We start from the raw sequence: 12,593 nt of genomic DNA, 5'->3' as shown, positions 1-12,593 counted from the left end.
GTCGCTCCTGGGTATTGGCTGGGAATTCGACTGATTTGCGAAACAGCCAATTGCTGCCGATCAGCCCTGTTCCGGTCAACCACACCGAACGTCGCAATCAGCGACACCGAGGGTGATGTTCCCTGGCCGGCGGCGGCCGGTAACGTCAGCCCCGGGCGGCGGACTGGCGGAGGTGCACGTGGCACGCGGTGGCGTCTTCTGTGTCGAGGGTCAATGGCACCGCGACCTCAACGAGCGGGGCTCCGTGCTGCCCACCCTGGAGCTGCTGGAGCGGCTGGGCAAGATCCGCTTCATCCACAAGGACGCGGCCACCCGCGACGAGCTGTTCTACTTCCTGGACCGCTGGCTGCTCAAGCAGTACGCCGACCACCGGGTGGGCTTCTTCGCCATGCACGGCGAGCCGAGCCGACTCTGCCTCACCGACTGGCAGTCGGTGGAGCTGAACGAGGTGGCCGACCTGATGGCCGGCCGCGCCGAGGGGCGACGTCTCTATTTCGGCAGCTGCTCGGTCCTGCGGGCCTCCGACGCCGTGCTGCGCGAGTTCCTGGAGGTCACCGGAGCTGCTCTGATCTGCGGTTTCACCCGCGAAGTCGACTGGGTCGAATCGGCGGCCTTCGAAACCGTCCTCCTCGACGTGCTCGCCAACGGCCAGCGACACAATGCCGCCGAGCTGCGAATGGGCTCGGCCCACTGGGCGCCCCTCGCGTCGTACCTCGGCTTCCGGGTGATCTACGCCAACGGCCGAGCGTGGCGCCCGTCCGGCCGCCCCCGGGTGCCCGCCCAGGCGGTGCACCGCTCCACGGCCCGACCGCGCTGACCCGCCGCCGCCCCCGCAGGCGTGCCCTGGTAGGAACGACGAATGGCGCGCAGCATCGCACGGAACACCCGGGTCGACCGGGACGACCTGCTCGACTTCCTCCGGCCACGACACCGCGTCGTGCTGATGACCACCCGGGCCGACGGGCGACCGCAGTCCTCCCCGGTCTCCGCCGGCATCGACGGGCAGGGCCGGCTGGTCGTCTCGACCTATCCGGAGCGGGCCAAGGTGACCAACATTCGCCGGGACCCCCGGGTGTCGGCGTGCGTGCTCAGCGACGACTGGAACGGCCCCTGGGTGCAGATCGACGGCACCGCCGAGGTGCTCGACCTGCCGGACGCGCTGGAGCCGCTGGTCGACTACTTCCGCAGCATCTCCGGTGAGCACCCGGACTGGGACGACTACCGGGGGGCGATGGTGCGCCAGGGCAAGTCGCTGATCCGGGTCACCATCGACGCGTGGGGCCCGATCGCCACCGGCGGCTTCCCCGCCCGCCTCGCCGACTGACCCTTCGTTCGGTGGACCCCACACCCCTCAGTCGAGCAGAGCGGCGTAGACGAGCTGGCGCAGCTGGGAGCGGAGCGGGTAGGTGCTCGACGGCATCAGTTGGGTGAACAGCAACGCGGTGATCTCCTCGGCCGGGTCGACCCAGAACGCGGTGCTGGCCACCCCACCCCAGTAGTACTCGCCGACGCTGCTCGGCACCCGGCTGGGGACCGGGTCGTCGACGACCGCGAAGCCGAGACCGAAGCCGATCCCGTCCAGCGTCGTCTCGGCGAAGCCGCCGGTGGACAGGGTGCCCAGGTCCTGACCCCCGGGCAGGTGGTTGCGGGTCATGAACCGCACCGTGCGGGGCCCGAGCAGCCGGACGCCGTCCAGTTCGCCGCCGCGCAGCAACAGTTGGGTGAAGCGGTGGTAGTCGGCCGCGCTGGAGATCAGACCGCCGCCACCGGACAGCAGGGCGGGCTTGCGGAACGCGAGTGCGCCGAGGCTGTCGTAACGGACGGCCTTTCCGCTACGCGGCTCCGGTACGTAGAGGGCGGCCAACCTGTCGGCCTCGTCGCCGTCCACCCACCAACGGGTGTCGGTCATGCCCAGCGGGCCGAAGATCCGGTCGGCGAAGAACGCGTCCAGGCTCTGGCCGGAGATCACCTCGACGAGCCGACCGAGCACGTCGGTGGCGACCGAGTAACCCCAGGCGGAGCCGGGTTGGAACAGCAGTGGCAGTTCGCCGAAGACCGCGCAGGCGGTGGCCAGGTCGACGTCCGCCGGCGGGTACAGGTCGTAACCGGCGGCCCGGTACAGGCCGTCGACCACCGAGGTCTGCATGAAGCCGTACGTCAGGCCGGCCGTGTGGGTGAGTAGGTGCCAGACCCGGATCGGTTCGACCGCCGGCACTGTGTACGGCTTGAGCGCCGACCCCTTGGAGTAGACCCGCAGATCGGCGAACTCCGGCAGCCAGTGGCTGATCTCGTCGGTCAGCTCGAACCGGCCCTCCTCCCAGAGCATCATCGCCGCGACCGAGGTGACCGGCTTGGTCATCGAGTAGATCCGCCAGAGCGTGTCCGCCTCGACCGGCGCGCCCGACTCCCGGTCCCGCAGTCCGTACGTCGAGGAGTGCGCCACCTCGCCGCGGCGGGTGACCACCACCTGCCAACCGGCCAGGCGGCCGTCGTCCACGTACCGGCCGAAGTGCTCGTCGATCCGCGCCAACCGCGCCGGGTCGAAACCGATCTGATCCGGGTCCTTGCTCCGCGCCACACTCACGCCGCCGAACCTACTCGGCGGTATGCCGGCGCTGGAAGGGGGTCGCCTCGGCTCGGCTGTCGCCGCTGACCACTAACCTGGCCGAATGCCGGAGCTGACCGAGGACGTGACCTTCCGCAACGAGGACTGGTACGGCGAGGAGCTGACCGACCGGCACTTCGTCAGTTGTGAGTTCTTCGACGTGGACCTGACCGAGGCGGTGAGTCGGGGAGCGGTCTTCACCGGGTGCACGTTCGGCAACGTCCGGTTCAACGCGTCCCGGCATGTCGACTCGGCCTTCACCCGGTGCGTCTTCCGCCGGTGCAATTTCTTCGAGGCCGAGTTCACCGGCTGCAAGCTGGTCGGCAGCACCTTCGTCGACTGCGACCTGCGCCCGTTGACTGTCGACGGCGGTGACTGGTCCTTCGTCGCGCTGCCCGGCGCCGACCTGCGGGGCGTTCGGCTGACCGGGGTGCGGATGCGTGAGGTGGACCTGACCCGGGCCAATATGACCGGCGCCACCGTCACCGGCGTCGACCTGTCCGGCGCCCAACTGCTCAACGTACGGCTCGGTGGCGCCGACCTGCGGGGCAGCGACCTCACCGCGCTCGACCCAACGGTCGTCGAGCGGGCCGGCGCGATCGTCGACGTCGGGCAGGCCGTGGTCATCGCGCAGTTGCTCGGTTTTCGGATCGGCTGACCCGAGCGGCGTTCGTGGCCTGCCGAAGTACCCGTCCACGCGGGCGGGACGCCGGGCATCGTCCGGCTGCGGGCTGGACACGTCCGGCAGTCCGGATCTAGCGTGTCGTCCACACCGGTACGAACGCGAAACGGCCCACAGTGGACGGTGTGATCCGCTGCGGTCGGCGGCGGCCGGGTGGTGGAGTTGGAGGGGTCGGTGGCGGACGAAGACCGCACGCGGACTGATTCGGGTGCCGAGGACGCATCGGCGAAGCATCGCTCGGGTGCCGTCACCTCCGGTCAGACCCGCGCCGCGCTGCGCCGGGTCGCCCGTGCCCGGCAGCGCCGGCGTTGGGCAGTGGAGGGGGTCGTCGTCCTCGCCTGCCTGGCGGCGTTGATCTCGTACCTGAGCTTCCGGTCGGAACCGGCGCCCGACGACGACCAGGCGGGCCGCTCCGGCGGCGTCACCGGGGTCGTCGCCCGTTCTCCCGGCTTCCCGGCCACCGACGGGCGCACCGGTGACGCGGGCCCGGCGGAGCCCGGCCTGCGTCCGCGCCAGCGCCCGCCCTCGCCCGACCCGACACCGTCCACGACCGCGCCGGCCCCGCCGCCACCGTCACAGCAGTCGCCAGAGTTGTCGGTGACCCGGGGGGAGATGCCCGCCGAGGTCAACCTGACCGCCGTGGGTGCCCGGGACTGGATGCACTGGGGGCAGCGCGGGGGCAACTCGACGGTCCGCAAGCGGGCGGGTTCCGGGGAGATCGCCGACGAGGGTGGCGCCGGCACCCGCGTCGCCTGGGACGGCAACCAGGAGCACGTCCGGTGGTCCGACGGCTCGTCGCAGCGGTCCGCGCGGGACAGTTCAGAGGGTGTCTACACCTGCGGCGCCGGAAACGGGTTCTCCCTCGCCGTCGCCGGCAGCGGCGAGTCGCGCACGGTCCACCTCTACGGCGGCATCTGGATGGCCCGGGGGCGCCTGGAGGCTCGACTGTCCACCGGCGGGCCCGCCAGCAGCGCGGTGCTGGAGGACCCGTACACGAGTCAGAGCGCTCAGTTCACCATCAAGTTCACGGTGCCGAAGGGCGCCCGACTGCTGCTGACCTGGAAAGTCGAGAAGGTCTTCACGCCGCACTGCGGCAACGTCGGCCTCCAGGCCGTGGCGGTGCGCTGACCGACCAACCACACAGCGGGACAGTTTGTCCGTCGCCGACGGTCGAGGAGGTCGTAGCTTTCTGCTGTCCCCATCCGACCATCCAGTGTGGAGGCAGCGGAGATGAGTAGTACCGCCCACCGCGTCCATCGCGCCGCTTCGTCCGGTGCCGCTGAAGCGTCCGGGGAGGTGCTCCGCGACATCCCCCTGCCGCCGTACGTGACGGGCGAGGACACCCAGTTCGCGGTACGGGCGGTGGTGGTGCACGCCCCCCGGCGGTGGTCCGGGGGAGTGGTCTGCCGCAACGATGCCAGCCCGCACCCGTGTCGCCTGCACCGTTGGGGCACCCGGGTGCTGGCACTGCGCGGGCTGCGGGCCGCCGAGATCGCCGCCCTCATCGAGCGCGGTGACCCGACGGCGGTGGTCCCCCCACCGAAGCGTCCGGCCTGAGCGCGCGGCCGGCCGGGAGGCGCCAGCCCGCGCCTCCCGGCCGCCCACTCAACAGGTGATCGGTTTGACCCAGGAGCACTCGACGCCCTCCGGGGTCCGCGGAGTCTCCGGCACCGCCGGCGGTGCCATCCGGGCGGTGCTCGTACCGTCCGCGCGGAAACCGGCCAGTGCCACAGCGATCTGGTCCTCCAACGGCTTGACCGACGCCGTCAGGTAGTTGTTCAGCAGGATGGCGAACGCCAGCAGCCGGCCGTCGGCGCTGGTGACGTAGCCGGAGAGTCCGGAGACACCGGTCAGGCTGCCGGTCTTCGCGTGTACGTTGCCCGCCGCGGGGGTGCCGGCCATCCGGCTCCGGAGAGTGCCGCCGACGAACCGCTCGGGTTGCCCGGCGATCGGCAGGGCCGCGTACCAGGTCTCGAACCACGGTTCGGCGCGTACGGCGTTCAGCAGGTCCACGAACTCCGCCGCCGGGACCAGGTTGCGCCGGGACAGCCCGGAGCCGTCGCGTTGGCGTAGTCGCCCGGTGTCCATCCCGGTGTCGGCGACGTACTCGCTGATCGCGGTCATGCCGGCGGTCCAGGTGCCCGAACCGCTCAGCACCCGGCCGATTTCCTTGGTCAACACCTCGGCGTGCCCGTTGTTGGAGAGCTTGAGGAACGGTGTCATCAGCTCGCCGAGGCTCATCGAGTCGTGCCGGGCCACCGGGTGGGCGGTCTCCGGGGTGGCCTGGCCCAGCACGGTCCGGCCGATCACCCGGACGCCGTGCCTGTGCAACGCCGCCCGGAACACGTCGGCCGCGTAGCCGGTGGGTTCCCAGACGGTCACCCAGTCACTGGCGGGCTCGTCTCCGACGGCGATCTGGCCGGTCACCACCACTGTGTTACCGCCGTGTTCGCGCTCGATGGAGATCGAGGTTTCGCCCTCGGCGACCGTCACGGCCCGGTTGTCGACGCGAACGTATCCGGTCGGCGGGGTGGTGCTGACCACCGGCGGGGCACCGGCCCGGCCGGCGGGTGCGGCCTGCACGATCACCGTCCCGGCGTCGTAGTCGGTGTCCGGGGCGACGGTCAGCGCGGAGACCTGCGCGGCGTAGTAGTAGGGCTCGTCGTCCCAGGTCCAGTCAGGGCCGAGGCGGGTGTGGTCGTAGCGGGTGTCGTCGGCGACCAGGTTGCCGGTGACCACCCGTACCCCGTCGGCGGCGACCTGGGCGGCGAGCGCGTCGTAGTCGGCGGCGAGCATGGTCGGATCACCGCCACCGCGCAGGTAGAGGTTGCCGGTGAGCAGGCCGGCGCGGCGTTTGCCGCTGGTGTGCACGTCGGTGGTGAAGCGGTGCCCCGACCCGAGCAGCCCGAGGGCCGCCGTCGAGGTCATCAGCTTGGTGTTGGAGGCCGGGATCAGCCGGCGGTCGCCGTTGCGGTCGTAGAGCGTCTGCCCCGTGCTGGTGTCGACCACGACCACCGACGCCTGCGCCCCGCCGAGGCGGGCGTCGGCGAGGACCGTGTCGATGGTGTCGTGCAGTCGGGTCGTCGCGGGGGTGGGCGACTCGGCCGTGGCACCCGACGCGCCGGTGGTGGCCGCGGTGGCGGCCAACGTGAGCAGCGCGAGGGCCCGGACAAAATGACGGCGATGCATGCGCTGATGCTGCCACGAAGATAATCGCCGGAGAAGAGCGCCACGCGAAAGTTACTGCCAATTGGGCTACGTCGGTCGTCCGACCGACTTCTCGTGTCCGCCCCAGTAGTGCCGCTGCGCCCCCATCACCATCGGTGCGACCAGGGCGGCCAGAGCCCCGCCGAGCAGCGGGAAGACGATGAACACCCAAAGCTGCCGCAGGGCCACGCCGCCCTCGAAGACCGCTGGGCCGAACGCGCGAGCCGGGTTGACCGCCGCGCCGGTCAGCGTCACGCCCACCAGCTGGGTCGCTGCGAGGGCCAACCCGATGGCCAGCCCGGCGGTCCCCGGGTTCTCGCTCCGACTGGTCACCACCAGGACGACGAGGACGAACAGGAAGGTCAGCACGACCTCCAGCACCGCCGCGCCGCCCCGGTTGATGTGGGCGCCGTAACCGTTCGTGCCCAGTGCCCCGGTCTGGTCCGCGACATCGCCCCAGCGGGTCAGCGCCCAGAGCACGAAGGCCGCCACGGTCGCGCCGACGAACTGGGCGATCCAGTACGCCACCGCGCCGAGCACCGAGATCTTTCCGGAGAGCAGCACACCGAGTGTCACCGCCGGGTTGACGTGACTTCCGGAGAGCGGGCCGATCGTGTAGACGAGAGCGACCATCACGAAACCGAAGGCCAGCGCGACCACCACCACGCCGCCCTGAACCCGTGCGGCGACGGCGCTGCCCACTCCGAAGAAGACGAGCAGCAGAGTGCCGAGGAACTCGGCCGCATACCGACGGAAGTCGCTCATCCACTCAGCGTAGGCGCAGGTCAGGAGGTCATTGCCGAAAACCTGTGATCGGCGCGACGGCCCAACGCGGGCACAGCGGTGCCGACCACGGTGTTGCACACCATGTGGACACCCACTCAGCGGACGTCGTGGTGATCGGCGCCGGTCAGGCAGGCTTGAGCGCCGGCTACCACCTGCGCCGGACCGGCTTCCTGCCCGGCAGCGGCTTCGTCATCCTCGACGGCGACGACGGACCGGGCGGGGCCTGGCAGCACCGCTGGCCGACGCTCGTCTTCGACCGGGTGCACGGCTTCCACGACCTGCCCGGGCTGCCCCTTCCGCCAGTGCAGCCCCACCGTCCGGCGGCCGAGCAGGTGCGCGCCTACTTCGCCGCGTACGAGAGGACATTCGAGCTGCCGGTACGACGTCCGGTGCGGGTCCGTGCGGTGGGTTCCCGCCCGGACGGGCGGCTGGACGTGCACACCGACCAGGGCCGGTGGGTCGCCCGGGCTCTGATCAACGCGACCGGCACCTGGACCAGGCCGTTCTGGCCGCACTACCCGGGCCGGGCATCGTTCCGGGGCCGGCAACTGCACACCGCCGACTACCGGGGGCCGGCCGAGTTCACCGGCCTGCGGGTGGTGGTCGTCGGTGGGGGCACCTCCGCCGTGCAGTTACTCGGGGAGGTTTCCACAGTCGCGGCGGCCACCACCTGGGTGACCCGCCGACCGCCGGAGTTCCGCGACGAGGAGTTCGGCCCGGAACTGGGCCGCGCCGCGGTGGCCCGGGTGGACGAGGCGGTACGCGAAGGTCGCCCACCGGGCAGCGTGGTGGGCGTGACGGGGCTGCCGGTCACGCCGGAGGTACGCCGGCTGCGTGAGCGGGGCGTCCTGGACCGGCTACCCGTGTTCGACCGGATCACACCCGACGGGGTGGCCTGGGCGGACGGGCGGTTCGTACCGGCGGACGTGATCCTCTGGTGCACCGGTTTCCGCGCCGCCATCGACCACCTCGCCCCGCTGGGGCTGCGCGCGCCGGGCGGCGGTATCACGATGGACGGCACCCGGGTGGTCGCCGACGAGCGGATTCACCTGGTCGGTTACGGCCCCTCGGCCAGCACGATCGGCGCCAACCGGGCCGGCCGCGCGGCGGTCAACGAGATTCGCGCCTGGCTGGCCCCGGCCCCCGCTCTCGACTGACCTGGCTCTATTTGACGGATCGCCGGTCGGCGGGCACGGTGGAGGTGGCGGGGCCCTCAGCTGCCCCGATTCGATGCGACGGCGATGACCGTTCGCCCCTTCTGTCGCCTCCCAGATGCGCTCGTACGCGGACCGATCAGCCGGTCTGCGAGGGTTTCGAGCGGGAGCCGAGATTCCACGAGGAGTTCCACTCATGCTCACCATGACCGACAATGCCGTGCTCGTCATCCGTGACCTCGCCAACCAGCAGGACGTCGCCGAGGGCGGCGGAGTGCGTATCGCCGCCGACACCGAGGCCGGCTCGCTCTCGGTGGAGTTGGTGCCCGAGCCGGCGCAGGGCGATCGGGTGGTCGACAACCAGGGCGCCCGCATCTTCCTCGACGAGGACGCCGCCGAACTGCTCGGCGACGCCTCGGTGGACGCCACCGTCGACGACGAGGGCATCATCCAGTTCGGCTTCACCGAGAAGCAGTAGTCACCCGTCTCACCGCAGCGAGCGTCCGCGCTGTGGCGGATCGGGCCGGGGATTCCACCTCGGCGCGGTGTCGCCGTCCGGGCGCAACAGCGTGGCGAGCACGTACGCCAGGTGGTGTGAGGTGCTCCAGGCCGCCCAGTTGGCGGCCGAACCGGCACCGGCGCCCCGGCGGGCCCGGCGGAGCAGCTCGTGGTCACCCCAGGAGAACGCCGCGCCGGTGCTCGGCCAGTGCGGCGACGACACCAGCGTGCGGCACAGGTCGGCGAACCGCTCGTCGCCCCGGCCACCTCGCCGCGCCCAGCGGTAGATCCACCAGCTGCCGTCGTCGGTGTACCGCACCGTCGGCAGCCGGTCACCAGGATCACCGCTGCCGGACACGGCCGGGTGGACTCCGTAGTCGCCGTAGTCGACCCCGGTGTCGGCCAGCCGTTGCCAGAGCTGCCAGTCCCAGCGGTCCAACCGGATCGGCTCGTCGGTGGGCAGCCGGGACAACGTCGACGGCATTCCACCCGCTGCCACGGTCACCGAGCGCCAGGCGTGCCGGCGCGCCCATTCGAGCAGGCGGCGCACCCGCGGTTCGGCCGCCCGCACATCCGCCGGGCAGCACACGTCCCCGGCGTCCACCAGCAGGTCGCACTCCTCCGGAACGAGGTCGGTGGACCGCCAGACCCGTTCGGCGGCGGCGGTGCTCTCGTTTGGCCCGGCCCGGTCCTGTCCGGCCCGCAGGCGGATCAGCGCCCGCCGGCCGCACGCCCGTGCCGCCGCGCCGTGCGCGACCAGCCGATGGTCGCTCTCCGCGAGACCGATGACCGGCACCAGTGGTACGCCCCAGCGGCTCAGCTCCGCTGCGCGGCTGTCGGGGAGGGCGCTGACGTCGACGGCCGGCAGGAGCCCGGGTGGTAGTCGGCGCAGAACGTCCACTGTGGTTCTGTCGACGGTGCCGATCTCCAGGATCGGGGCGACACGTGCGGTGGCCGTTTCGTCGAGGTGGCTGAGGGCATCCAGCTCACCGCGCCGGCAGGCGAGGATGGGTCGGTAAACCGGTTCCGCCGCCCGGCTCCCGGGGGCGGGCACCATACTTCAATCTAGCCAGGCATGCGCATATGTCACAGCTCATGGAGTCGGAATTCGGCTGCTCGACTGTCGCTTCGGCGACTACGCTCCTCCGATGCCTGAGCCAGCGCACCGATACCGCTCCGACGACGAGGACAGCGGCCGGTGGGCCGGATTCCCGTTCCGCGACGGCGACATCGTGATCAGCACCCGGTCCAAGAGCGGCACCACCTGGATGCAGATGATCTGCGCGCTGCTGGTGCTGGGCACTCCTGAGCTGCCGGCGCCGCTGAATGTGCTGTCGCCCTGGCTGGACTGGCTTGCCGAACCCCGTGACGTGGTGTTCGACAGGCTGGCCGCGCAGCCGCACCGGCGGTTCATCAAGACACACACCCCGCTGGACGGGGTGCCTCTCGACCCCCGGGCGCACTACGTGGTGGTGGCCCGGCACCCGCTGGACATGGCGGTTTCCCTCTACCACCAGGCGGGCAACCTGGACCGGGCGCGCCTCGCGGAGCTGACCGGCCAGCCGGCCCCTTCCGGGCCGACCCGGGAGCGCGTGCCGGTGGAGCAGTGGCTGCGCAGCTGGGTCGACCAGGAGGTGGACCCGCGCGCCGAGCTGGATTCGCTGCCCGGGGTGATGTTGCACCTGACCGACGCCTGGGCGCGCCGACACGAGCCCAACGTCGAGCTGGTGCACTACGACGACCTGTTGGCCGACCTGGGCGGTGAGATGCGCCGGCTCGCCGACCGGTGGGAGCTTCCGAGTCCGGGGCCGGAGCTGGTGGAGGCGGCGACCTTCGGTCGGATGCGGGAGCGCGCCGACCGGCTCGCTCCGGACACGCTCGGTGTGCTGCGCGACCGCCGGGCCTTTTTCCGTCAGGGCGGCTCAGGCCAGGGCCGCGATCTGTTGGACGCCAACGCGCAGGCCGGCTACGAGAAGCGTGTGGCGGCACTGGCCCCGCCCGACCTGCTCACCTGGCTGCACCGCTGACCCGACCCCCGGTACCCCATGATCGACGTGGGGTGGGGGGAACGAGCGCGCGGCGCCGTTGGACCGTGGTCGCAACGTCGCCGCGCTCTGGCCGTCTCCCACCACCGCAGCCGTTCGGCGGTACGCCGGCGGGGACCTGGCTCGACCGGCCGTTCGTGCCGGTCGGGTTGTCGATCCCCGGTCAGTGCGGATCCAAACCCGCCGAACGTGGGGAATTCCACCATCTGCGAGTCCCGGCGTGGCGCGCTGCCGAACGGGGTATGAGCGGGGCATGGAGCATTTCACGATCGCGACCGTCGCCGAGAAGAGCCCGGATTTCCGGCGGGTGCTGTGGACCGGTGAGCACACCCAGTTGGTCATCATGACCATTCCCGCCGGTGGTGAGATCGGCGAGGAGGTCCACGAGGGCATCGACCAGATCCTGACGTTCGTCAGCGGCGTCGGCGAGGCCCAGGTCGCCGGTGAGAAGAAGAAGGTCGCCGCGGGCGACCTGGTCGTGGTGCCGTCCGGCACCAAGCACAACTTCGTCAACACCGGGCCCAACCCGCTGGTGCTGTACACCGTCTACGGCCCGCCGGAGCACGCCGACCAGGCCGTGCACCGCACCAAGGAGGAGGCCGACGCGGCGGAGGCGGCAGGCGAGGACGAGCCACCCACCGAGTGATCCAGCCGCCGGCTGCCTGATCCGGTCCGATGCGGGTACCCGCGGCGGGTGGAGCAGCAGCCGGCGATCTCCGACTACGCATTCCTCTCGGACTCTCGATCGGGTGCCCTGGTCGGCAAGGACGGGTCGGTCGACTGGTGGTGCCCGCACCGGTTCGACGGAGCCTCCGTGTTCGGGCGGCTGCTCGACCCGGGCGCCGGGCATTTCACACTGACGCCGGTGGGCGTCGGCGGACCGGGGTATCGGATGGAGCGGGCGTACCTGCCGGACTCCCTGGTGCTCCGGACGGTGCATCACACGCCGCAGGGCAGTGTGGCGGTCACCGACGCCCTCGCCGCCGAGGTCGGGGCCCGTGCCCACGAGCTGGGCAAGAACTCGCCGGCCGTACTGATCCGAGTGGTGCAGGGGCTGTCCGGGCGGGTGCGGATGGCGCTCGACTTCGTGCCCCGACCCGAGTACGGCCTGCTCACGCCGTACCTGCACGAGCAGCCCGACGGCAGTGTGCTGGCCGGCGCGGGCCCGGTGGTGCTGGTGTTGCGCGCCGACGACCTGGACCTGCGGGCGGACGTCGACCGGGTCAGCCACGAGTTCGAGATCTCCGCCGGTCAGGTGATCGGGATGGACGTGGCGTTCGGTGAGGCGTACGGCTCTCCGCCGGCGCGGATGGAGCCGTTGACCGCCCTCGCCGAGACGACGCAGGCGTGGCAGGCGTTCCGCGACACGCACATCTACAAGGGGCGGTACCCCCAACTCGTCCGGCACAGCGCGACGGTCCTGACCGGCCTCACGTACTCCCGCAGTGGCGCGGTCGCCGCGGCGCTGACCAGTTCGCTGCCTGAGCAGGTCGGCGGCGACCGCAACTACGACTACCGCTACTCGTGGCTGCGGGACTTCTCGTTGACGATGCGCGCGCTCTGGGTGGCGGCCTGTCCCGACGAGACGACGCGGCTGTTCGCCTGGGCGACCCGCT

14 protein-coding genes are annotated in these 12,593 nt (G+C 71.4%); 10 read left to right on the top strand and 4 right to left on the bottom strand.

Features of this window, described 5'->3' with window-relative positions:
• The first annotated feature begins 178 nt into the window (after nt 1–178).
• Both ACWCO3_RS07280 and ACWCO3_RS07275 read left to right on the top strand, forming a co-directional pair.
• Nucleotides 179–817, top strand: a complete 639-nt coding sequence (locus tag ACWCO3_RS07280; protein ID WP_145785296.1) for a DUF6642 family protein — start codon at nt 179–181, stop codon at nt 815–817.
• Nucleotides 818–859: 42 nt separating this feature from the next.
• A complete protein-coding gene (locus ACWCO3_RS07275) occupies nt 860–1,324 on the top strand; it encodes a PPOX class F420-dependent oxidoreductase (protein WP_450008969.1) in 465 nt (154 codons plus the stop codon).
• Between the two features lie 27 nt (nt 1,325–1,351).
• On the opposite strand, the gene ACWCO3_RS07270 is transcribed toward ACWCO3_RS07275, so the two are convergent.
• A complete protein-coding gene (locus ACWCO3_RS07270) occupies nt 1,352–2,584 on the bottom strand; it encodes a serine hydrolase domain-containing protein (RefSeq protein WP_358161674.1) in 1,233 nt (410 codons plus the stop codon).
• A gap of 85 nt (nt 2,585–2,669) precedes the next feature.
• Between ACWCO3_RS07270 and ACWCO3_RS07265 the strand changes: the two genes are divergently transcribed.
• From ACWCO3_RS07265 to ACWCO3_RS07255, 3 genes are all read left to right on the top strand, one after another.
• Nucleotides 2,670–3,263 carry a pentapeptide repeat-containing protein gene (locus ACWCO3_RS07265; RefSeq protein WP_358049086.1) on the top strand — a complete coding sequence of 198 codons (594 nt, stop codon included), beginning with the start codon at nt 2,670–2,672 and terminating at the stop codon, nt 3,261–3,263.
• Between the two features lie 198 nt (nt 3,264–3,461).
• Complete coding sequence (locus ACWCO3_RS07260) at nt 3,462–4,415, top strand: hypothetical protein (RefSeq protein WP_450008968.1); 954 nt, start codon at nt 3,462–3,464, stop codon at nt 4,413–4,415.
• 102 nt (nt 4,416–4,517) lie between these two features.
• Nucleotides 4,518–4,844 (top strand): hypothetical protein, encoded by a 327-nt coding sequence (locus ACWCO3_RS07255; RefSeq protein ID WP_208745099.1) that lies wholly within the window; start codon nt 4,518–4,520, stop codon nt 4,842–4,844.
• Between the two features lie 48 nt (nt 4,845–4,892).
• On the opposite strand, the gene dacB is transcribed toward ACWCO3_RS07255, so the two are convergent.
• A complete protein-coding gene (gene dacB, locus ACWCO3_RS07250) occupies nt 4,893–6,476 on the bottom strand; it encodes a D-alanyl-D-alanine carboxypeptidase/D-alanyl-D-alanine endopeptidase (protein WP_145785292.1) in 1,584 nt (527 codons plus the stop codon).
• Between the two features lie 66 nt (nt 6,477–6,542).
• On the bottom strand, nt 6,543–7,259 hold the full coding sequence (locus ACWCO3_RS07245) for an MIP/aquaporin family protein (RefSeq protein ID WP_145785291.1): 717 nt from the start codon (nt 7,257–7,259) through the stop codon (nt 6,543–6,545).
• Between the two features lie 104 nt (nt 7,260–7,363).
• On the opposite strand from ACWCO3_RS07245, the gene ACWCO3_RS07240 reads away from it, so the two are divergent.
• Nucleotides 7,364–8,437: an NAD(P)-binding domain-containing protein gene (locus tag ACWCO3_RS07240; RefSeq protein WP_357930380.1), complete on the top strand. Its 1,074-nt coding sequence runs from the start codon at nt 7,364–7,366 to the stop codon at nt 8,435–8,437.
• 193 nt (nt 8,438–8,630) lie between these two features.
• Complete coding sequence (locus ACWCO3_RS07235) at nt 8,631–8,912, top strand: adhesin (RefSeq protein WP_145785289.1); 282 nt, start codon at nt 8,631–8,633, stop codon at nt 8,910–8,912.
• A 9-nt stretch (nt 8,913–8,921) separates the two neighbouring features.
• Here ACWCO3_RS07235 and ACWCO3_RS07230 read toward each other — a convergent pair whose 3' ends face one another.
• Entirely contained in the window at nt 8,922–9,989 is a 1,068-nt protein-coding gene (locus ACWCO3_RS07230) for a beta family protein (RefSeq protein ID WP_450008965.1), read from the bottom strand.
• A gap of 91 nt (nt 9,990–10,080) precedes the next feature.
• On the opposite strand from ACWCO3_RS07230, the gene ACWCO3_RS07225 reads away from it, so the two are divergent.
• The 3 genes from ACWCO3_RS07225 to ACWCO3_RS07215 all read left to right on the top strand — a co-directional run.
• Nucleotides 10,081–10,959, top strand: coding sequence for a sulfotransferase domain-containing protein (locus ACWCO3_RS07225; RefSeq protein WP_145785288.1), 879 nt, complete (start codon nt 10,081–10,083; stop codon nt 10,957–10,959).
• A gap of 271 nt (nt 10,960–11,230) precedes the next feature.
• The gene (locus tag ACWCO3_RS07220) at nt 11,231–11,623 is read left to right on the top strand and encodes a cupin domain-containing protein (RefSeq protein WP_145785287.1); all 393 of its coding nucleotides are present in this window, start codon (nt 11,231–11,233) and stop codon (nt 11,621–11,623) included.
• Between the two features lie 48 nt (nt 11,624–11,671).
• Nucleotides 11,672–12,593, top strand: a 922-nt coding sequence (locus ACWCO3_RS07215; protein ID WP_450008963.1) for a trehalase-like domain-containing protein, incomplete at its 3' end; no start/stop codon positions are given.

This window comes from Micromonospora sp. NPDC002411, assembly GCF_053592955.1.
The sequence above is the reverse complement of the archived record's forward strand: the minus strand, read 5'-3'. Positions and strand labels throughout refer to the sequence as shown.